Source organism: Streptomyces sp. NPDC042371 (genome assembly GCF_056437465.1).
Map to the genome: position 1 here is coordinate 557787 of NZ_JBWKAP010000003.1, position 21163 is coordinate 578949.

Genomic DNA, 21163 nt, shown 5'->3' on the forward strand with positions numbered 1-21163 from the left:
GCGTAAACCCGCCCCGGCCCATCATCCCCGCACCACCCGTCTCTCTGCCAAGGTGACGCCACCGCAGCACCAACCGCGGCCGCTTATGCGGCCTTTGGGCCCTATTGGCCTGCGGTCCTGCATGCCCACCACCTGCATGCCCACCAACCCTGGGGAGAGCGATGCGCCCGATCTCGCGTACGGCACTGGGGGCGGCGTCAGCCGTCGCCCTCGCCGTCACCGCGGCCGCCCCGTCCGTGGCCGAGCCACGTGCGGCCGTGCCGGAACGACCGCCGCTGACGGGGACCGCGCCACAGGGTGCCGCACGGGACGGGGGAAGCTCCGTCGTCACCCTCGTCACGGGCGACCGCATCCTGGTGAGATCCGACGGCAGGAACGGGGCGGGGGCCACCGCGCTGCCCGCCGAGGACGGCACGGCGCCGCTGATCCAGACGCGGCAGTCCGGCAAGGACCTGTACGTCTACCCCGAAGGCGCGGTCCACGCCATCGCCGCCGGCCTGGTCGACGAGGAGCTCTTCAACGTCACCGGGCTCGTCCGCCAGGGCTACGACGACGCGCACGCCAAGAAGCTGCCGCTCATCGCCGTGTACGACAAGTCCGTCGACGTCGCCCGCGCGGTGCCCGCCACCCCGCGCGGCGCCGAGCGCGGCCCCGTCCTCGAACCCGTCGACGGCGTCGCCCTGAAGGCCGACAAGAAGAAGGCCGCCGCCTTCTGGGCGGAGATCACGAACTCCAAGTCCCGTGCCGCGGGCGATCTGAAGAAGCTCTGGCTCGACGCCAAGGTCGAGGCCACCCTCGACAGGTCGACCAAGCAGGTGCACGCCCCCGAGGCCTGGGCCGCCGGTTACGACGGCAAGGGCACCAAGGTCGCCGTCCTCGACACCGGGGCCGACGCCGAACACCCCGACCTCAAGGGCCGCATCGGCGCCACGAAGAACTTCACCGACTCCCCGGACACCGAGGACCGCCAGGGCCACGGCACCCACACCACCTCCACCGTCGGCGGCTCCGGCGCGGCGAGCGGCGGCAAGAAGAAGGGTGTCGCGCCCGGCACCGAGCTGCTGCACGGCAAGGTCCTCAACGACAGCGGCTCCGGCGCCACTTCGTGGATCATCGAGGGCATGCAGTGGGCCGTCGACCAGAAGGCCGACGTCGTCTCGATGAGCCTCGGCAACCCGGCGCAGACCGACTGCACCGACCCGATGAGCACGGCGACCGAGGAGCTCGCACAGTCCGCGAAGAACACCCTCTTCGTCATCGCGGCGGGCAACACGGGCCCCTCCCTCAACTCCGTCTCCTCGCCGGGCTGCGCGCCCGGCGTCCTGACCGTCGGCGCCGTCGACCGCGACGACACCACCGCCCCCTTCTCCAGCCGCGGGCCCGCGTACGGCTCGCACACGCTCAAGCCGGAGATCGCCGCGCCCGGCGTCGGCATCTCCGCCGCGGCGGCGGGCGGCCGAGGCCTCCACGCGTACCAGACCATGAGCGGTACGTCGATGGCGACCCCGCACGTCGCGGGCGCCGCCGCCCTGGTCAAGCAGCGCCACCCCGACTGGAGCGCCCAGCAGATCAAGGCGGCGCTCGTGTCGTCCGCCGACAGCCGCATCCCCGGTGACGCCCGCGAGACCGGCGGCGGACGCCTCGACGCCAAGGCCGCCATCGACCAGAAGGTGCTCGGCTCGCCCGCCGTGCAGGGCGGCAGCTTCGGCTGGCCGCAGGACTCCTCGGACCGCACCACGGTCGACGTGCCCTACACCAACACCACCGACAAGGCGGTGAAGTTGAAGCTGTCGCTCCAGGGCGTCACCGGCAACGACGGCTCCGCGGTCCGCTCCGGGGTCGCGAAGCTCGGCGAGCGCTCCGTGGCCGTCCCCGCGGGGGCCACCGTCAAGGTGCCGCTGAAGATCACCCCCGACGCGGACCTGAAGCGCGCCCAGTACGGCGACGTCACGGGACGCGTCCTGGCCACGGCAGACGGCGGCGCCCGCGTCTCCACGCCCTTCTCCCTCTACGTCCAGCCGGAGACGGTCAGCCTCCGTGTGAAGCTGATCGACCGCGAGGGCAAGCCCGCTGACGGCTCGTCATCCGTGGATCTCATCGGCACCGACACCGCCTCCGGCGAGCGGCGCTTCAACGAGGGCGCGAACGACCAGACGTACCAGGTCCGACCCGGTTCCTACTTCCTGACCGGATTCATCGAGACCCGGGACGCCGAAGGCGGCAACCAGAAGCTCACCGACTCCCTCGCCCACCTCGCCCGCCCCCAGGTGGAGGTGAAGAAGGACACCACGATCACGCTCGACGCCCGCAAGGCGCACCGCCTCGCCGTCCGCACCGACAAGGTATCCGAAGTGCGCGGCGCCACCCTCGCCTTCGCCCGCACCTGGGGCAAGGACAACTGGCTGCACGCGGGCACCGCGGCGGGACCGCGCACCATCCGCTCCTACTACCAGTCCGTCGAGGGGAAGCCCGCGGACGGCACCTTCGAGTCCGGCAGCTACTGGCGCGCCGCGGCGCCCCAGATCTCCGAACTCGCCGTCGTGGGCGGCAAGAAGCTGCACCCGCTGACCGCGTCCACCGGCTCCGCCAACCTCGACGGCACGGGCAGGGCAGCCGTCGTCGACGCGAAGTCGGGCACGGCGCAGGAGCTCGAAGCCGCGGGCGTCAAGGGGAAGATCGCCCTGGTGAAGGCCCCCGACGGCGGTGACGTGGCCGCCGTGGCCAACGACGCGAAGAAGGCAGGCGCGGTCGCCGTCCTCGCCCACCGCGCGGCACCCGGCCGCTGGTACCCGTCCGCCGGATTCACCGGCTCCCCGCTGCCGGTGCTCGGCATCCAGCCGGACGAAGCGGCGCACGTACTGTCCCGACTGTCCGCGGGCAAGGCCGAGTTGACGTGGCGGGCGACCGCCAGCAGTCCCTACGTCTACAACCTCGCGTTCCCCGAGACGGGACAGATCCGCGACGACCGCACCTACCGCGTGCGGGACAAGGACCTCGCCACGAACGAGGCGACGTACCGGGCGATGGGCGAGGCCACGGACTACGTGGACCTGCCCTCCGCGGTCCGGCCCACCGGGCTCGAGATCTACTTCGGCGACCTCGCGTCGGTCCCGGCGCCCGGCAAGCGCACCGAGTACTACTCGGCGGGCACGACCGGCTGGGGCCACCAGGTGTCCAGCAGCTTCCCGTACGGCGAGTTCATGATCGACCCGGTGCGCACGTACAAGAAGGGCGAGCGCCGCACGGAGACCTGGTACGACGGCGTCCTGACGCCCGGCACGCCGCGCGACGCGGCGGGCAGGCCCGCGCTCGCCGGTGAGCGCCAGGGGAACCTGATCGGGGTCGCCCCGGGCTTCTGGGCCGACACCGAACACGGCGGGATCCAGGGGAGTTTCGGCGACATCGGCTCCGTGCGGCTCAAGCGGAACGGCGAGGCCGTGGGGGAGTCCGGCTGGCCTTCCGGGGTGTTCAGCGTCCCGGCCGAGGACTCCGCGTACGAACTCACCCTCTCCACCGCGAAGATCGGCTCGCGGGTGTGGCACCGGTCGACGTCGACGGAGACGACCTGGTCGTTCCGCTCGCACCTCGACGAGAACGCCGCCTCGCAGGGCATCCCGATGCTCTTCCCGCGGTACGCCCTCGCGGAGGACGGACTCAAGACCCTGCCCGCGAAGGACGGACAGCGGATTGAAATCGGCGTGACGGGGCACGCGGGGTACGAGCCCGGCGCGCTCACGAAAGCGAAGCTGTCGTACTCGTACGACGAGGGCCGGACGTGGACGGCGGCGACCACCGCCGAACACAGCGGAAAGTGGAGCGCGACCGTGAACCACACGGGCGCTTCCGGCAAGCAGGTCTGGCTCAGAACCGAACTGACGGACGCCCATGGCAACTCCGTCTCACAGACAGTGGCTCGCGCCTACGACGTGCGCTAGTCACACCGGCCCCGCCGGGCGGTCCTCCCGTGGGGGGTGGGCCCGCCCGGCGGTCCCCGTTGTCGCCGAGATGGCCGGAATTTCCGGATGCACCGTTTTCGTACGGCCTCCGCGGTGGAAAATTAGGGGCATGAGCCAGCAGGGGGACAGGCCCAGCGGTCGCGACGACGACTGGTGGGGACAGCTGTACGACGACGCCGCGCCGGACACGGGTCCGGCCCCCGCACCGGACACCCTCGACGACAGGTTCGCCTCCGCGGCGGACGCCGTGCAGGGACCCTTCCCCGCCCCGCGCGCCCCCGAGCCCCCGGCACCCGCGGGGCCGCCCCGCGTCCCGCACACCCCGCCCACCTTCACCGCCCCCGCCCCCTGGGCACCGCCCACCGCTCCCGGTGGCCCGGTGACCTTCCCGGCCGGAGCGGGCGGGAGCAGGGGCGGGAACGGGGGCGGGTACTCCGCGGCGTCGACGGAAGAGCCCCGCGGCGGCGAGCCCACGTCGCGCGGGCCCGATGCCGACGGAGCGACCATGGCGCTGTCGGCGCTGTCGGCGCTGTCGGCGGGTAGGCCCGGTTTCCGCGGCGACGAGGGCGCGGAGCCGCGCGGCGACGCCGAGGGCATCGGATACGTGGGGGACGGTCCGCCGACCTACGAGCCCGAGCCCACCGTGCTGCCCGCCGCCGACCCGGACGACCTCGGGGACCTCGTCGCCGACACCGTGCTGGACGGCGCGCGGTACGGGGCGGGCACCCTGCGCGCCGCGTCCGTGCGCGGCGACTCCGCGAGGTACCGGGGCGAGCCGCGCCGCGACGCCCTGCTCACCGCCCGCTTCGGCACCGGCGAGGACGCCCTGGTGCTCGTCGCCATGGCCACCGGCGCCCGCGCGACGCCGGGCGCGCACCGCGCCGCCGCCGAGGCCTGCGACTGGATCGGCAGGGCCGTGGGCCGCAGCCACCGGCGGCTCGCCGAGGACATCAGGGCCGCCCGGCGCGGTGACCTGAAGTCGGGCCTGCACCGCCTGACCGACCGCAGCCTCGGCAAGCTCCGCGCGCACGCCGCCGACCTGGGCCTGGAGCCGGACGAGTACACGGCGTCCCTGCGGTGCCTCCTCCTGCCCGCCGACCCCCGATGTCGTACGCGCGTCTTCTTCGGTGTCGGCGCGGGCGGCCTCTTCCGGCTGCGCGACGGCGAGTGGCAGGACATCGAACCGCGCGTCGCCGACGCCACCGGCGAGGCCGTGGTCGGCTTCGGCTCGCCGCCCCCACCGCCCCCGGAGAGCGACCGGCTCACCATGGACCTGGGGATCACCACACCCCCGAGCCCCTACGAACCGGCTCCCGAGCCGCCCCGCGACCCCTTCCGGTTCCGCGCCTCGGTCGCCCGCCCGGGTGACACGCTCGTCCTGTGCAGCGGCGGCCTCGCCGAACCGCTGCGCGGCGAGCCCGAGCTCGCCGAACACCTCACCCGCAGATGGGAGAAGGGCGGCCCGCCCGGCCTCGCCGCCTTCCTGGCCGACGTCCAGGTGCGGGTCAAGGGGTACGCCGACGACCGGACGGCCGCCGCCGTCTGGGAGGCATGACCGCCGCACCTGTGAATTCATGGACCAGAGGAACGACCGAGCAGAAGGACGAGTGAAGTCCTGGTCCACGGGTCACCCGGGGTGAACCACGGTTCACCAGCGTCGAGAGGTGCGTACAGCATGGCCAAGCAGAACGTCGCCGAGCAGTTCGTCGACATCCTCGTCCGCGCGGGCGTCAAGCGCCTGTACGGAGTCGTCGGAGACAGCCTCAACCCGGTCGTGGACGCCATCCGCCGCACCAAGGAGATCGACTGGATCCAGGTGCGGCACGAGGAGACCGCCGCCTTCGCGGCCGGTGCCGAGGCCCAGATCACCGGGAACCTCGCGGCCTGCGCGGGCTCCTGCGGCCCCGGCAACCTCCACCTGATCAACGGCCTGTACGACGCGCACCGCTCCATGGCCCCGGTGCTCGCGCTCGCCGCGCAGATCCCGTCGAGCGAGATCGGGCTCGGGTACTTCCAGGAGACCCACCCGGACCAGCTGTTCCGCGAGTGCAGTCACTACAGCGAGATGATCTCGACGCCGCAGCAGATGCCGCGGCTGCTGCAGACCGCCATTCAGCACGCCGTCGGCCGGAGCGGCGTCAGCGTCGTGTCGCTGCCCGGCGACGTGGCGGCCGAGCCCGCTCCGGAGAAGGCCGCGGAGACCGCGCTGGTCACCTCCCGCCCCACCGTGCGCCCCGGCGACGCGGAGATCGAGCAGCTCGCCGCGATGATCGACGAGGCGGACAGGGTCACCCTGTTCTGCGGCAGCGGCACGGCGGGCGCGCACGCCGAGGTGATGGAGTTCGCCGAGAAGATCAAGTCTCCGGTGGGCCACGCCCTGCGCGGCAAGGAGTGGATCCAGTACGACAACCCGTACGACGTGGGCATGAGCGGCCTGCTGGGGTACGGCGCCGCCTACGAGGCCACGCACGAGTGCGACCTGCTGATCCTGCTCGGCACCGACTTCCCGTACAACGCCTTCCTGCCGGACGACGTGAAGATCGCCCAGGTCGACGTACGCCCGGAGAACCTCGGCCGCCGCTCGAAGCTGGACCTCGCCGTCTGGGGCGATGTGCGCGAGACCCTGCGCTGTCTGACCCCGCGCATCTCGCCGAAGTCGAACCGCAAGTTCCTCGACAAGATGCTCAAGAAGCACGCCGACGCGCTCGAAGGCGTGGTGAAGGCGTACACGCGCAAGGTCGAGAAGCACGTCCCGATCCACCCCGAGTACGTCGCATCGGTCCTCGACGACCTCGCCGCCGACGACGCGGTGTTCACCGTCGACACCGGCATGTGCAACGTCTGGGCGGCCCGCTATCTCACCCCGAACGGCAAGCGGCGCATCATCGGCTCCTTCAGCCACGGCTCGATGGCGAACGCCCTGCCGCAGGCGATCGGCGCCCAGTTCGTCGACCGGAAGCGGCAGGTCGTCTCGATGTCGGGCGACGGCGGCTTCTCGATGCTGATGGGCGACTTCCTCACCCTCGTCCAGCACGATCTGCCGGTGAAGGTCGTCCTGTTCAACAACTCCTCGCTGGGCATGGTGGAGCTGGAGATGCTCGTGGCCGGGCTGCCGTCCTACGGCACGGCGAACCACAACCCGGACTTCGCCGCCGTCGCCCGCGCCGCGGGGGCCTACGGCGTGCGGGTGGAGAAGCCCAAGCAGCTCGCGAGCGCCCTCAAGGACGCCTTCGCGCACAAGGGCCCCGCCCTCGTCGACATCGTGACCGACCCGAACGCCCTCTCCATCCCGCCCAAGATCAGCTCGGACATGGTGACCGGCTTCGCCCTCTCCGCCAGCAAGATCGTGCTGGACGGCGGGGTGGGCCGGATGCTGCAGATGGCCCGCTCGAACCTGCGGAACGTGCCGAGGCCGTGAGTCCTTTCCACCTCGGCCCCGGCACGCCGGGCGGTCTCAGGCGGGCCGCAGCCGCAACGTGACGATCTGGAACGGCCGCAGCGCGAGGGCCAGTCCGGTCTCGCCCGCCTCCGCCTCGTGCAGCGGACGTTCCAGCAGGTCCGTCACCTCGGCCCGGGCCACGGGGAAGGACGTGCGGAGCGTGGCCGCGGCCCGTCCGCCGCGCGACTCGTAGAGCCGTACGACGACGTCACCGCTGCGGTCGTCGGCGAGCTTCACCGACTCGACGGTGACCGCCGGGTGGTCGACGGCCACCAGCGAGGGCAGGACGGGGGAGTCCGCCACCCGCAGCGGCAGATTGAGCGCGAGCCCCTCCGCCACCGCGTCGCCCGTGCCCGCGCCGGGCAGCAGCGCGTAGGTGAACCGGTGCGTGCCCTGGTCCGTCTCGGGGTCCGGGCTGTGCGGGGCCCGCAGCAGCGTCAGCCGCACGGTGGTGCCGAGCGCGCCGCCGTGCTCCGCGCGCGTCACGTCGTGGCCGTACGTCGCGTCGTTGAGCAGCGCGACGCCGTACCCCTCCTCGGCCACCCGCAGCCAGCGGTGCGCACAGATCTCGTAACGCGCCGCGTCCCAGCCCGTGTTGGCGTGGGTGGGGCGGTGCACATGACCGAACTGGATCTCGGCCGCCGACCGTTCGGCGTGCACGTCCAGGGGGAACGCGGCCTTGAGGACCTTCTCCGACTCCCGCCAGTCGACGTCCGTGACGACGTCCAGGCGCCTGCTGCCCGCCGCGAGCCGGATCTCCTGCGTGATCCGAGACTCCCCGAAGGCCCGCACCACCCGCACCGCGACCCGCAGCGGCCCGTCCTCGACGAGCTCGACGGACTCGGCGTCCGTGAGGTCGGTGTGCCTGCGCCGGTAGTGCTTGTCGAGGTCCCAGGCGTCGTAGTGCGTGGGGTGGTCGGGGTGCAGCTGGAGGAGGTTGCCGGGGGCGGCGAGCACCTCGCGGCCCTCGTCCAGGTCCCGCACGGAGGCGAGCAGCCCGGCGGCGTCGACGGTGACGCTCAGATGCTCGTTGGTGAGGATGATCGTGTCGCCGGTCGTGTGCGCGACCGCACCGGCCCCGGGGTCCCGGGCCGCGTCCAGGCTCTGCGTGCCGAGCGCGGGCACGTCCACGCGCACCAGCGTGCCGTCCCCCGGGTCGACGACCTCGCTGCGGGCGTACGGCGAGGCGTTCAGCGCCGCGGGGCCGCCCGCGCCCAGCGAACGCACGGCCGACGCCGTGATCTCGTCCAGCTCGGCCAGGACGCGCTCGTAGGTGTCGCGCGCCTCGCGGTGCACCCAGGCGATCGACGAGCCCGGCAGGATGTCGTGGAACTGGTGCAGCAGCACGGTCTTCCACAGCCGGTCGAGCGTGTCGTACGGATAGACGTACGCGGGATCGCGCACCGCGGCGGCCGTGCACCACAACTCGGCCTCGCGCAGCGCGTGTTCACTGCGCCGGTTGCCGCGCTTGGTGGCGGCCTGCGTGGTGTACGTGGCGCGGTGCAGCTCCAGGTACAGCTCGCCGGACCAGACAGGGGCCTGCGCGCCGTACTCCTCCTCGGCCGCCGCGAAGAACGCCGAGGGCTTCTCGATCTCGACGCGCGGCGAGCCCTCCAGGGAGCGCAGCCGCCGCGCCCGCTCCATCATCTCGCGGGTGGGCCCGCCCCCGCCGTCGCCCCAGCCGAACGGCACCAGCGAGCGCGAGGCACGCCCCTTGTCGGCGAAGTTCCGCTCGGCATGGGCCAGTTCGGCGCCGTGGAACTGCGAGTTGTAGGTGTCCACGGGCGGGAAGTGGGTGAAGACGCGGGTGCCGTCGATGCCCTCCCACCAGAAGGTGTGGTGCGGCATCTTGTTGGACTGGTTCCAGCTCAGCTTCTGCGTGAGGAACCAGCGGATGCCCGCGAGCTTCGCCAGCTGCGGGAACGCGGCGGTGTATCCGAAGGAGTCCGGCAGCCAGATCTCCTCCGTCTCGACGCCGAACTCCTCGCGGAAGAACCGCATGCCGTGCGTGATCTGCCGCGCGAGCGCCTCGCCGCCCGGCATGTTGGCGTCGGACTCGACCCACATCGAGCCGACCGGAGCCCAGTTGCCGTCCGCCACCGCCTTCTTGATGCGCTCCCAGATGTGCGGCTGGTGCTCCTTGACCCAGGCGTACTGCTGGGCCTGCGAACAGGCGAAGACCAGCTCCGGATACTCGCCGGCCAGTGCCGTCACATTGGCAAAGGTGCGCGAAGCCTTGCGTACCGTCTCCCGCAGGGGCCACAGCCACGCCGAGTCGATATGCGCGTGCCCGGCTGCCGATACGCGGTGGGCGCTCGCGTGGGCGGGCCTCGCCAGTACGTCGACGAGCTCCGCGCGGGCCGCGGCGGCCGTGCCCGACACATCGTGCAGATCGAGCGCGTCGAGCATGTCCTCCAGGGCCCGCAGGATCTCGTGCCGACGCGGACGGTCGGCGTCCAGTTCCTGCATCAGCTCGGAGAGGACCTCGATATCGATGATCAACTGCCATACGTCCTCGTCCAGTACGGCGAGGTCGGCAGACGCGAATCGGTAGATCGGGGTATTGCCTGCGGTCAGTACGTCGCCGAGGGGTGTCGGCACGAAGTCGTGCAGAACGGCGGGATTGGCCGCCGCCTCCAGAAGTAGGTGCACCGTTTCGCCGCCCTGAGCGGGGGAGGCCACGGGAATATGCCGATTGCGCGGGTGAATGCCTTTGAGCGGGACGCCCGCCGCGTCATGGACGAGCCCCTCCGCCTGGAAGCCGGGTCCGTCCCCGGTGAACCCGGGATCGATCACGGCCTCGACCCGGTGCCCCCGCCATGCGTCGGGCACCTGCCCTTGAATCCGGAACCAACTGGTCGACCAGGGATTTCCCCACTCCGTGCCGGTCTCGAAGGGCTCGTACTCCGCTTCGAGCGCGGCCCCGACGGGCACCGGCTCGCCTGGCGCATGCCAGACGGAGAGGGTCAGCGGCGTGCGCCGCGCGTACTGGGCGGGACGGATGAACTGGCGCAGGGCCCGCTCCAGGCGGCCCTCCACCAGCAGTCTGTCGTCGTGCACTCGTGCTCCTCGGGACGCTCGACAGTGGGGTCCACCGCTTCACTTCCCCCCAACTCCCGGATGCACCCCCCACCAGTGGTTGATGATTCGACAAGCGTGCCTCGACCGGCCCGGGGCATGCATCCCGAGAAGCTGTTCGAGCAGGGGGGCAGAGACATCGCTTTGTGGGCGGGGGTCATGACGAGGCAGTCACAAGGGGGCGGTCCCGGTAGCGTCGGGGCCTCTTCGCCGAAGGTACGGAATGAGAGAACCGGTGAAGCGCGGGGCGAGCCCGACCGGGGTCAGCTCACGCGGCGGCTGGGGAGATCGGATCTGCGTGCGGTGTCCGAGGTCAGGAAGGCTCTGAGGGAGCTTCTGCGGCACTGGGGCAAACCGGGAAGATCCGACGTGGCCGAACTCCTCACCAGTGAGCTGGTCACGAATGCACTGGTGCATACGGATCACGACGCGGTCGTCACGGCGACCGTGGGCCCGCGCGGTCTGCGCGTAGAGGTGCGCGACTTCGTGGGGCGCCGCCCCGAGCCGCGGGTACCGAACGCCGACGACGGTACGAGCGGCAGGGGCCTGATCCTGGTGCAGTCCCTCGCCGACTCGTGGGGCGTGCGGGCGCACGGAGTGGGGAAGGCGGTGTGGTTCGAGCTGGACGACGGCGGCGTGGCCTGAGCCTGCCGCCGCCGCCCGGTCCTGGCGCGATCAGCCGAACTGCTGCTCCAGGTCCTTCAGTTTCTGCTCCAGCGAGTCGAGCCGGGGCAGGGCCTGCGTGTCGTCCTCGGCCGTCAGGTCGACGGTGACGGGGGTGGCGGGCGTCGTGCCGTCAGGGCCGTTCTTGACGGCCTGGAGGGAGGGGCGGGAGCGTACCGGCAGCTCTTCCTGCGTCGCTATTGCAGGGTCCGCGCCGACCTGCGCGGACCCGGCGGCCGGTGCGACGGCCTGCATCTCCACCTGACGGCCGCCGCCGCGGCCCTGCCAGTTCCGGTGGCCCCGGCTGAGGGCCTTGAGCTGCGCGCGCTCCAGCTTCTCCTGGTCGCGCCTGCGCAGCCGGGTCTGCTCCTTCTCGCGCCGGTCCTCCCGGACCTCCTCGACGGCCTCGTCCAGGGTGCGTACGCCTTCGAGGAGCATCAGCGACCAGGCGCCGAAGGTCTCACGGGGCGCGCGCAGCCACCGCACGATGCGGATCTGCGGCAGCGGTCGCGGCACCAGGCCCTGCTCGCGCAGCGCGGCCCGGCGGGTCTGCTTCAGCGCACGGTCGAAGAGGACCGCTGCCGAGAGCGACATTCCCGAGAAGAACTGCGGAGCGCCCGCGTGGCCCATTCCCCGTGGCGCGTGGACCCAGTTGAACCAGGCGGCCGCGCCCGCGAACGTCCACACGAGGAGGCGCGAGCCGAGCGCCGCGTCACCGTGGCTGGCTTCCCGCACGGCGAGGACGGAACAGAACATCGCCGCGCCGTCGAGGCCGAACGGGACCAGATACTCCCAGCCGCCGGTCAGGCTGAGGTTCTGTCGGCCGAAGCCGACCAGGCCGTGGAAGGAGAGCGCCGCGGCGACGGCCGCGCAGCAGAACAGCAGCACGTAGGAGGCGGATCCGTAGATGGCTTCCTTGCGTCTGCGGCGTTCCTCGCTGCGCTCCCACGAGTCGTCGCTCTCGCTTCCCTTGGCTGCTTTCGCGTGGCCTCGCTTGCCGCGTGTGACCACCGCAACCGCCACCAGCAGGCCGAGGAGCAGGACACCACCCGGAAGCAGCCAGTCCAGCGATATGTCGGTCAGTCTCATCTGGGGGTCCCTTGCATCGCGGTAGGGCGTATCGGGCGCCATATTGACTCAACCCCGATGGCCCTCAAGGGGTTTCGGGGCAAGAGGCCGCCAAGGGAGTGCAAGGGAGCACGCACGGCGTACTTTTGCTCGAACTCGCGGAGCAGCGCCGGGTGTTGAGTTCGATTAAACGTGCGCGAAAGGGTGGTTCGGACGAATGGGGGGTCCGGACGGCAGGGTGAATCAGGCGGAAGCGGTCGCCGCGGCGTCCGCGCTCATTCGCGCGATGCGCTCCGCGTCGCAGGTGCGCGGGCAGGTGACACAGGTGTCGTCGGGGCGCAGCGTGTAGAACATGCAGCAGCTCGCCCGGTCGCGGGTCGGCAGCGCCTCGCCGTTGGGACCCGTCAGCTCCCGGAACCCGGCCGTGCCGACGTACGGCTTGGTGGCGCCGGGCAGTAGCTGCTCCAGCTCCGTCATCGCCCGCTGTTCCTCGCCGAGGAGGTGCGCGACGTACCAGAGGCCCTCGACGATCTCGTCGGTGGCGACGCTCCACAGGGCGCGCGAGCGGCGCCGCATCCGCGGGCCGAAGCCGTCCAGGAGCGGGCCGAGGTGTTCGGCGACCGCGGCCCGCACCTCCGCGCGCAGCGCATCCTCGTCCGGCACGACGTGCGCGCCGGGCAGGGCCGCGGCCGGGTCGTCCGGCAGACAGGAGAAACCGGCGGTGCGTACGGCCATCCGGCCGAGCGTGCGCTGGAAGGAGACGTCGGCGACCGGGAAGCGGGGGACGCGGCGGTGCAGGAACCAGGGGACCGTGATGAGCAGGGTGGCGGGCCAGGCGTAGCGGTGCAGACCGAAGCTGGCCACCACGTCCGGGCGGGGCTGGACGCCGTAGTCCTTGAGGACCTGTGCGTTGTCCCAGGCCAGGAATGCGTCGAGGTCGGCCCCGCCCTCCGCGAGCCGGGCGGCGGTGACCCAGCCGCCGCCCTGTGGGGCCTGTTCCTCGTGACCGAGTTCGGTGATGCGCAGTCCGGAGTACACCTCGCCCAGGCGGGCGTAGGAGTCCGCTACGGCACTGGGGGCGCCCTGGGCGGGTGCGGCCAAGGTGGGGACGGACATGCGGGGGACCACCGAATCGCGATCGATAGCAGGTTAGCCTTACCTTACCCGACGTGATCGAGGTTTCAACTCCGGTCGTGTCCGCCTATGGTGCCTCTCGTACCTTTCACAGCAATCAATAGCGATCAACAGTGATCAGAAGCGGGGCGGGCGCACGTCGTGGAGCAGACCGGAGCACGCGAGGGGGCTGTCCCCGCGGGGACGCCGCGCGTCCGGGTGCCCGCACAGGCGGGGACGCGGCAGGCGGTCCGGCGCAGCTCCGTGCGCGGCCAGATACTGGCCGCGCTGCGGGCCGCCCTCGTCGGCGGCGAGCTCGCGCCCGGCGAGGTGTATTCGGCGCCCGCACTCGGCGAGCGCTTCGGCGTCTCCGCGACGCCCGTCCGCGAGGCGATGCAGCAGCTGGCCACAGAGGGCGCCATAGAGGTCGTCCCCAACCGCGGCTTCCGGGTCGTGGAGCGCGGCACGCGGGAGCTGGCCGAGCTGGCCGAGGTGCGGGCGCTGATAGAGGTGCCGGTGATGCTGCGGCTCGCCCGCACGGTGCCCGCGGCCCGCTGGGCCGAGCTGCGGCCGCTGGCCGAGGCGAGCGCGACGGCGGCGGCGGGCGGCGACCTCGCGCGCTACGCCGAGTCGGACCGCGCCTTCCACGGCGCCGTGCTCGCCCTCTCCGGCAACCAGCAGCTGGTGCAGGTCGCGGACGACCTGCACCGCCGGTCGCAGTGGCCCCTGGCGAGCGGCCCCGTCGCGGGACGCCGGGCCGACCTGGTGGCGGACGCGGCCGAGCACATGGCCCTGCTCGACGCCCTGGCCGCCCAGGACCTGCCCGTGGTGGCCTCCCTGGTCCAGGAACATTTCACGGGCGCCTCGGGCTGAGAGCCGGGCGCCCGTGCGGTGCTGCGGGCGGTGTCAGACCGCGGGGGCCGGTGGCTGCAGGTGCTGGGCCAGCCAGGACGGTACGCCGCCCAGGAGACGGAAGAGGCGGGTGGCCTCGGCGCGCAGGCGGGTGGCCTCCGGCTCCGGCTCCGCCTCCGCGAGGGCGGCCAGCGCGGGAGCCGTGCCGACCAGATAGCCGAGCTCCTCGCGGATGCGCAGGGACTCCGTGAAACCGTGCCGCGCCTCCGCCAACTCCCCGTCCCGCAGGGCGAGTCCGGCCAGATGACGCCAGGTGAAGGAGAGCAGTAGCGGGTCGGAGTGCGCGGTGGCGCCAGCGTGCGCCCTGCGGTACGCCGCCTTCGCGGACTGCGGCGAGTCCGCGATGTGCTCCGCGATCAGTCCGCGGCGGAAGTCGAGCAGGGGCCGCCCCGGGGCGTTCGGGGCGAGCAGCGCGGCCGCCCTGCCGAGCGCCGTACGCGCTTCGTCGGCCCGGTCGCGTACGTTCAAGACGGTGGAGGCGTACGCCAGTTGGCCCCGCTCGCAGGCCGCGGCGCCCCGGTCGTCGTCGTCCTCGGCGAGCGCCTCCGCGGTCCGCAGGCCGTCCTCCGCCTCGCCCCAGCCGTCACCGGTGAACAGGCACCGCTCGACGAGGAGCGCCGTCCTCTGGAGTGCCGCCGCGGCCCCGGCACGCGAGGCCAGCAGCGCCGCAGCGTCGGTCCAGCAGCCGCGCGAGCGCAGCCGCCATACCGCGGTCTGGAGTGGATCGTGCTCTGCAGTCGTTCCGGTACCAGACATGGCGGTATGCGCCACGTTGCCCTCCCCGAGCACACCATTGAGCTGTTGAGTCGTGGGCGAATCTCAGCATGGATCGCGGCGCCGGGCCAAGAGGCTGGGTGAAAGATTTCACAAAGGGTGGGCCGGGAAACGGGTCGGGCCCGGTCGGCGGTTCGTCGCCGCAGACCGGGCCCGTACCGGATGACCTCAGCTCATGCGCAGCGCGAGGAAGAAATCGAGCTTGTCCTCGAGGCGCGAGAGATCACGACCCGTCAACTGCTCGATACGGCCCACCCGGTAGCGCAGCGTGTTGACGTGGAGGTGCAGCCGCGCCGCGCAGCGCGTCCACGAGCCGTCGCAGTCGAGGAACGCCTCCAGGGTCGTGATGAGCTCCGCGCGGTGGCGCTGGTCGTACTCGCGCAGCGGGTCCAGGAGCCGCGCCGTGAACGCCCGGCGCACGTCGTCCGGCACGAAGGGCAGCAGCAGGACGTGCGAGGCCAGCTCCTGGTGCCCGGCCGCGCAGACCCGGCCGGGGCGTGCCGCGGCGACCCGGCGGGCGTGCCGTGCCTCCTCCAAGGCGCCGCGCAGCCCCTCCGCCGAGTGCACGGACGCGCTGACGCCCAGCGTGAGGCGGCCGTCGCCGTCCAGGCCCGCCGCCAGCGGGTCGCGGACGGACGCGAGGAGCGAGTCCGCGAGCAGGCCCGTCTCGGGACCCTCGTGCTCGCCGGGGACCGCGGGCAGCGGTACGAGGGCGATCGCCTCGTCGCCGGTGTGGGCGACCGCGATCCGGTCGGAGGGCTCGGGGCCCGACGCCTGCGGGTCGACGAGGATCTCCTCCAAGAGCGACTGGGCGACGGGACCGCCGTCGATCTCCCCGCCCTCCCACTCCACGCGGGCCACCACGACCTGCCAGTGCGGAGCCGTGCCGAGACCGGGCAGCAGCACCGGGGCGGCGACGCGCAGCCTGGCCGCGATCTCCGCGGGCGCAGCGCCCGTCTGGACCAGTTCGAGGACCTCCTGGGCCAGCCTGCGGCGCACCGTGCGGGCCGCGTCGCGCCGGTCGCGCTCCACCGCGATCAGCTGGGTGACGCCCTGGAGCAGGTCGAGCCGCTCCTCGGGCCAGTCGCCCGCGTCGGCCTCCACCGCGAGCACCCAGTCGGAGAGCACCGACTCGCGCACGTCACGCGAGGCGCCGGCCGCTCCCCGCCCACTGGTCCGAATGGGGAACAGCGAGTACGTGACCGAGTCCACCGTCACCCGGTGCGGGCCGCGCCGCCCCGTCCTGACGGCCGCCAGATGCTCCCCGGCGAGCCGCGCGCACAGCGGCGCGGGCAGGGCGATCCCGGCCGCGCTCGACCCGGCGATCACGCGCCCCGCGGGCGAGAGCACCCAGGCCCGCAGGTCCAGGTCGGTGCCGAGCAGGTCGAGGACGACGTCGGGGCCGCCGCCCGCCGGGCCCGAGGTCATCAGGCGGCGGTGCCGGTCGACGACGGCCGCCAGGTCCCCGGCGCGCTCGCCGGACACCTGGCGCACGACGTGCTCGGTGATCGTCGCGAAGGCCACGGACTCGTTGACCGCGAAGAGCGGCAGGCGGTGCCGGGCGCAGGCATCCACGATGTCGTCGGGAATGGCGCCCAGCTCGGCCTCACCGGCGGCCAGGGCGGCGACGCCCGCGCTCGCGAGGATCCGTACGAAGGGCTCCGTGTCCGAGGTGTCGCGGCGCCAGGCGAGGCCGGTGAGGACCAGCTCGCCGCCCGCCAGGTACCTGCTGGGGTCCCGCAGGTCCGTGGTCATCACACCGCGCACGGTGCGGTCCAGCTCGTCCTCGCCGCCGAGCAGCCGCAGGCCCAGCGCGTCGGTGTCCAGGAGTGCGCGCAGCCGCATGGTGTCGTCGCCGCCGATCTGTCTCGAATGGTGTGTACAAACATGTGCGCTCTGTAGCGCCGGGGCTCCGTGCCGCCGCGGGCTCGGGGTTTCCGGGGGGAACCCGCGAGGTTACTGGGGCCCGTTCTTCATACGAATCTACAAGACGCGCGCCTTGGCCAGCCAACTCCTTCATGGTTTCGGTGACTGACCCCATCGGACGAGCGAGCGGTGTACTTGGCCCACTCCGCGTTAACAGCACATGAACGAGCAGTCGAGGGACCAACGGCCCGAGTGGCCGGAACGGAATGCTCCCGTCCCTCGAAGCGAAAGACCCTCGATACGAAGAAGAAGAGAGCCTCATGGACTTCCTTCGCCCCGCCAGCTGGGAGGAGGCGCTCGCCGCCAAGGCCGAGCACCCCACGGCTGTGCCGATTGCGGGTGGCACCGACGTGATGGTCGAGATCAACTTCGACCACCGTCGACCCGAGTACCTGCTTGACCTCAACCGCATCGGCGAGCTGAGCGAGTGGGAGGTGGGCGAGGAGACGGTCCGGCTCGGTGCCTCCGTCCCGTACACCCGGATCATGGAGGAGCTCCGCACGGAGCTGCCCGGTCTGGCGCTCGCCTCGCACACGGTCGCCTCCCCGCAGATCCGCAACCGCGGCGGCGTCGGCGGCAACCTGGGCACGGCATCCCCGGCGGGCGACGCCCACCCGGCGCTGCTCGCCGCCGACTGCGAGGTCGAGGTGGAGTCCGTGCGGGGCTCGCGCCTGATCCCGATCGACGCGTTCTACACCGGCGTGAAGCGCAACGCCCTCGCCGCGGACGAGCTGATCAAGTCCGTCCACATCAAGAAGGCGGACGGCCCGCAGCAGTACTCGAAGGTCGGCACCCGCAACGCGATGGTCATCGCCGTGTGCGCCTTCGGCATCGCGCTGCACCCCGAGACCCGGACCGTGCGGACCGGTATCGGATCCGCGGCGCCGACCCCCATTCGGGCGAAGGCGGCCGAGGAGTTCCTGAACGCGGCGCTCGAAGAGGGCGGCTTCTGGGACAGCAGGAAGATCATCACCCCCTCGATCGCCAAGCAGTTCGCGGAGCTCGCCTCCGGAGCGGCCAACCCGATCGACGACGTACGCGGCACGGCGAACTACCGCCGGCACGCCGTCGGGATCATGGCCCGCCGCACGCTCGGGTGGACCTGGGAGTCGTACCGCGGCGAGGGCCGCAGCACTGAGGGAGTCGCATAATGCGCGTGAACTTCACGGTCAACGGCCGTCAGCAGGAAGCGGACGACGTGTGGGAGGGCGAGTCCCTTCTGTACGTGCTGCGCGAGCGCATGGGGCTCCCGGGCTCCAAGAACGCCTGCGAGCAGGGCGAGTGCGGTTCCTGCACCGTCCGGCTCGACGGCGTACCGGTGTGTTCGTGTCTGGTCGCCGCCGGTCAGGTCCAGGACCGGGAGGTCGTCACCGTCGAGGGCCTGGCGGACTACGCCAAGCACCGTGACGAGTCCCACCCGGGCGGCGCCTGCGGTTCCGTCTGCGGCGGCACCACCCTCCAGGAGGCCCGCCAGTGGCAGGCTCGTCCAGCTGACAGGGTCACCGACGGCCAGACCGGCGAGGGCGGCGAACTCTCCTCGATCCAGCAGGCGTTCATCGACGCCGGTGCCGTCCAGTGCGGCTTCTGCACCCCGGGTCTGCTCGTCGCGGCCGACGAGCTCCTGGAGCGCAACGCGTCCCCGTCGGACGCCGACATCCGCGAGGCGCTCTCCGGCAACCTCTGCCGCTGCACGGGTTACGAGAAGATCCTCGACGCGGTACGCCTGGCGGCCGCCCGTCAGGAAGAGACGGTCTGATCATGGCTGGAACCAAGACCACCACGGGCGCGCCCACCGACGTCACCCAGAAGCACAACAAGGGCGGCATCGGCGAGTCCACGCTCCGCCCCGACGGCACCCTGAAGGTCACCGGCGAGTTCGCCTACTCCTCGGACATGTGGCACGAGGACATGCTCTGGGGCCAGACGCTCCGCAGCACCGTGGCGCACGCCGAGATCGTGTCGATCGACACCGTCGAGGCCCTCAAGACGCCCGGCGTCTACGCCGTCCTGACGTACGACGACCTGCCGGCCGGGATGAAGAACTACGGCCTGGAGATCCAGGACACCCCGGTCCTGGCCCACGGCAAGGTCCGCCACCACGGTGAGCCGGTCGCCCTCGTGGCCGCCGACCACCCGGAGACCGCCCGCCGTGCCGCCGCGAAGATCGTGGTCGAGTACAAGGAACTGCCCGTCATCACCGACGAGGCATCGGCGACCGCTCCGGACGCCGTCCTCGTGCACGAGGACCGCACCGACGAGTACATCGAGCACGTCCCGCACCCGAACATCGTGCACAACCAGCCGATCATCCGGGGCAACGCCGAAGAGGCCGCCAAGAAGGCCGACTTCATCGTCAAGGGCGAGTACACCTTCGGCATGCAGGACCAGGCCTTCCTCGGCCCCGAGTCCGGCCTCGCCGTACCGGCCGAGGACGGCGGCGTCGACCTGTACGTCGCCACCCAGTGGCTGCACTCGGACCTCGAACAGATCGCCCCGGTCCTCGGCCTGCCCGAGGACAAGGTGCGCATGACGCTCTCCGGCGTCGGCGGCGCGTTCGGCGGCCGTGAAGACATCTCGATGCAGATCCACGCCTGCCTCCTCGCGCTGCGCACCGGCAAGCCGGTCAAGATCGTCTACAACCGCTTCGAGTCCTTCTTCGGTCATGTGCACCGCCACCCGGCGAAGCTCTACTACGAGCACGGCGCCACCAAGGACGGCAAGCTCACGCACATGAAGTGCAAGATCGTCCTGGACGGCGGCGCCTACGCGTCGGCCTCCCCGGCGGTCGTGGGCAACGCCTCGTCCCTGTCCGTCGGTCCTTACGTGATCGAGGACGTCGACATCGAGGCGATCGCCCTCTACTCGAACAACCCCCCGTGCGGCGCGATGCGCGGCTTCGGTGCCGTCCAGGCCTGCTTCGCCTACGAGGCCCAGATGGACAAGCTCGCCGACAAGGTGGGCATGGACCGGGTCGAGTTCCGCCAGCTCAACGCCATGTCGCAGGGCACGCTCCTGCCGACCGGACAGCCGGTCGACTCGCCCGCCCCGGTCGCCGAGATCCTGCGCCGCGTCAAGGCCCGCCCGCTGCCGCCCGAGCGCCAGTGGGAGTCCAGCGAGGGCGCGGACGTCCGCGCCCTGCCCGGCGGACTCTCCAACACCACGCACGGCGAAGGCGTCGTCCGCGGCGTCGGCTACGCGGTCGGCATCAAGAACGTCGGCTTCTCCGAGGGCTTCGACGACTACTCCACCGCCAAGGTGCGCATGGAGGTCATCAACGGCGAGGCGGTGGCGACCGTGCACACCGCGATGGCGGAGGTCGGCCAGGGCGGCATCACCGTCCACGCGCAGATCGCCCGCACCGAGCTCGGCGTCCAGCAGGTGACCATCCACCCCGCCGACACCCAGGTGGGCAGCGCCGGTTCGACGTCCGCGTCCCGTCAGACGTACGTCACCGGCGGCGCGGTCAAGAACTCCTGCGAGCTCGTCCGCGAGAAGGTCCTGGAGATCGGCCGCCGCAAGTTCGGCTCGTACCACCCCGCGTGGGCCACCGCCGAACTCCTCCTGGAGGGCGGCAAGGTCGTCACCGACGGCGGCGAGGCCCTCGCGGACCTGGCCGAGCTGCTCGAGGGCGAGACCGTCGAGATCGAGGCCGAGTGGCGCCACCGCCCGACCGTGGCCTTCGACAAGAAGACCGGTCAGGGCAACGGCCACGTCCAGTACTCGTTCGCCGCGCACCGCGCGGTCGTCGAGGTGGACACCGAGCTCGGCCTGGTCAAGGTCATCGAGCTGGCCACCGCCCAGGACGTCGGCAAGGCGCTCAACCCGCTCTCCGTGGTCGGCCAGATCCAGGGCGGTACCACCCAGGGCCTGGGCGTCGCGGTGATGGAGGAGATCATCGTCGATCCGAAGACCGCGAAGGTGCGCAACCCCTCCTTCACGGACTACCTCATCCCGACCATCCTCGACACGCCGACCATCCCGGTCGACGTGCTCGAACTGGCCGACCCCAACGCGCCCTACGGCCTTCGCGGCATGGGCGAGGCCCCGACCCTGTCGTCCACCCCTGCCGTCCTCGCGGCGATCAGGAACGCGACGGGCCTCGAGCTCAACAAGACGCCGGTGCGTCCCGAACACCTCACCGGTACGTGATCCCTCACTGAGGGACCGATCCCCCCGCTCGGGGATCCGCACGGTTCTCCGAGCGGTGTGTGCCCGCCAGGAACGTCACACTTCC

General features: G+C 71.9%; 13 protein-coding genes. 8 read left to right on the plus strand and 5 right to left on the minus strand.

Going from position 1 to position 21163, the window contains the following annotated elements; translation table 11 throughout:
• Positions 1–161 precede the first annotated feature (161 nt).
• The 3 genes from AC068B_RS12000 to AC068B_RS12010 all read left to right on the plus strand — a co-directional run bounded on the left by AC068B_RS12000 (position 162) and on the right by AC068B_RS12010 (position 7374).
• Complete coding sequence (locus tag AC068B_RS12000; RefSeq protein WP_478670946.1) at positions 162–3935, plus strand: S8 family peptidase; 3774 nt, start codon at positions 162–164, stop codon at positions 3933–3935.
• Positions 3936–4065: 130 nt separating this feature from the next.
• Positions 4066–5511: a protein phosphatase 2C domain-containing protein gene (locus AC068B_RS12005; protein WP_478670949.1), complete on the plus strand. Its 1446-nt coding sequence runs from the start codon at positions 4066–4068 to the stop codon at positions 5509–5511.
• Positions 5512–5631: 120 nt separating this feature from the next.
• Positions 5632–7374 carry a pyruvate dehydrogenase gene (locus AC068B_RS12010; RefSeq protein ID WP_478670950.1) on the plus strand — a complete coding sequence of 581 codons (1743 nt, stop codon included), beginning with the start codon at positions 5632–5634 and terminating at the stop codon, positions 7372–7374.
• Positions 7375–7410: 36 nt separating this feature from the next.
• Here AC068B_RS12010 and AC068B_RS12015 read toward each other — a convergent pair whose 3' ends face one another.
• A complete protein-coding gene (locus AC068B_RS12015; protein ID WP_478670951.1) occupies positions 7411–10455 on the minus strand; it encodes an alpha-mannosidase in 3045 nt (1014 codons plus the stop codon).
• A 177-nt stretch (positions 10456–10632) separates the two neighbouring features.
• On the opposite strand from AC068B_RS12015, the gene AC068B_RS12020 reads away from it, so the two are divergent.
• Positions 10633–11118 carry an ATP-binding protein gene (locus AC068B_RS12020; RefSeq protein ID WP_478670954.1) on the plus strand — a complete coding sequence of 162 codons (486 nt, stop codon included), beginning with the start codon at positions 10633–10635 and terminating at the stop codon, positions 11116–11118.
• 30 nt (positions 11119–11148) lie between these two features.
• Here AC068B_RS12020 and AC068B_RS12025 read toward each other — a convergent pair whose 3' ends face one another.
• Together AC068B_RS12025 and AC068B_RS12030 are read right to left on the minus strand one after the other, a co-directional pair.
• A complete protein-coding gene (locus AC068B_RS12025; protein WP_478670955.1) occupies positions 11149–12225 on the minus strand; it encodes a DUF2637 domain-containing protein in 1077 nt (358 codons plus the stop codon).
• Positions 12226–12447: 222 nt separating this feature from the next.
• Positions 12448–13320 (minus strand): (2Fe-2S)-binding protein, encoded by an 873-nt coding sequence (locus AC068B_RS12030; RefSeq protein ID WP_478670957.1) that lies wholly within the window; start codon positions 13318–13320, stop codon positions 12448–12450.
• A 159-nt stretch (positions 13321–13479) separates the two neighbouring features.
• Here AC068B_RS12030 and AC068B_RS12035 point away from each other — a divergent pair, with 159 nt between their 5' ends.
• Positions 13480–14190, plus strand: coding sequence for a GntR family transcriptional regulator (locus AC068B_RS12035; RefSeq protein ID WP_478670958.1), 711 nt, complete (start codon positions 13480–13482; stop codon positions 14188–14190).
• A gap of 33 nt (positions 14191–14223) precedes the next feature.
• On the opposite strand, the gene AC068B_RS12040 is transcribed toward AC068B_RS12035, so the two are convergent.
• Together AC068B_RS12040 and AC068B_RS12045 are read right to left on the minus strand one after the other, a co-directional pair.
• A complete protein-coding gene (locus tag AC068B_RS12040; protein WP_468558346.1) occupies positions 14224–14985 on the minus strand; it encodes a hypothetical protein in 762 nt (253 codons plus the stop codon).
• A 186-nt stretch (positions 14986–15171) separates the two neighbouring features.
• Positions 15172–16848 carry a PucR family transcriptional regulator gene (locus AC068B_RS12045; protein WP_478670961.1) on the minus strand — a complete coding sequence of 559 codons (1677 nt, stop codon included), beginning with the start codon at positions 16846–16848 and terminating at the stop codon, positions 15172–15174.
• 341 nt (positions 16849–17189) lie between these two features.
• On the opposite strand from AC068B_RS12045, the gene AC068B_RS12050 reads away from it, so the two are divergent.
• The 3 genes from AC068B_RS12050 to pucD are packed head-to-tail and all read left to right on the plus strand — an operon-like array spanning position 17190 to position 21078.
• A complete protein-coding gene (locus AC068B_RS12050) occupies positions 17190–18080 on the plus strand; it encodes an FAD binding domain-containing protein (protein WP_468558342.1) in 891 nt (296 codons plus the stop codon).
• The gene (locus tag AC068B_RS12055; RefSeq protein ID WP_478670963.1) at positions 18080–18685 is read left to right on the plus strand and encodes a (2Fe-2S)-binding protein; all 606 of its coding nucleotides are present in this window, start codon (positions 18080–18082) and stop codon (positions 18683–18685) included. Before AC068B_RS12050 ends, AC068B_RS12055 begins: the two co-directional genes overlap by 1 nt.
• A 2-nt stretch (positions 18686–18687) precedes the next feature.
• Positions 18688–21078 (plus strand): xanthine dehydrogenase subunit D, encoded by a 2391-nt coding sequence (pucD, locus tag AC068B_RS12060; RefSeq protein ID WP_478670965.1) that lies wholly within the window; start codon positions 18688–18690, stop codon positions 21076–21078.
• The last annotated feature ends 85 nt before the right edge of the window (positions 21079–21163 follow it).

Excerpts from the sequence above, each read along its gene's own strand:
- AC068B_RS12000 (WP_478670946.1), top strand. The coding sequence starts at position 162 with ATGCGCCCGATCTCGCGTACGGCACTGGGGGCGGCGTCAGCCGTCGCC.
- AC068B_RS12030 (WP_478670957.1), bottom strand. The coding sequence starts at position 13,320 with ATGTCCGTCCCCACCTTGGCCGCACCCGCCCAGGGCGCCCCCAGTGCC.
- AC068B_RS12050 (WP_468558342.1), top strand. The coding sequence starts at position 17,190 with ATGGACTTCCTTCGCCCCGCCAGCTGGGAGGAGGCGCTCGCCGCCAAG.
- pucD (WP_478670965.1), top strand. The coding sequence starts at position 18,688 with ATGGCTGGAACCAAGACCACCACGGGCGCGCCCACCGACGTCACCCAG.
- AC068B_RS12040 (WP_468558346.1), bottom strand. The coding sequence starts at position 14,985 with ATGTCTGGTACCGGAACGACTGCAGAGCACGATCCACTCCAGACCGCG.
- AC068B_RS12010 (WP_478670950.1), top strand. The coding sequence starts at position 5,632 with ATGGCCAAGCAGAACGTCGCCGAGCAGTTCGTCGACATCCTCGTCCGC.
- AC068B_RS12025 (WP_478670955.1), bottom strand. The coding sequence starts at position 12,225 with ATGAGACTGACCGACATATCGCTGGACTGGCTGCTTCCGGGTGGTGTC.
- AC068B_RS12020 (WP_478670954.1), top strand. The coding sequence starts at position 10,633 with ATGACGAGGCAGTCACAAGGGGGCGGTCCCGGTAGCGTCGGGGCCTCT.
- AC068B_RS12055 (WP_478670963.1), top strand. The coding sequence starts at position 18,080 with ATGCGCGTGAACTTCACGGTCAACGGCCGTCAGCAGGAAGCGGACGAC.
- AC068B_RS12045 (WP_478670961.1), bottom strand. The coding sequence starts at position 16,848 with ATGCGGCTGCGCGCACTCCTGGACACCGACGCGCTGGGCCTGCGGCTG.
- AC068B_RS12005 (WP_478670949.1), top strand. The coding sequence starts at position 4,066 with ATGAGCCAGCAGGGGGACAGGCCCAGCGGTCGCGACGACGACTGGTGG.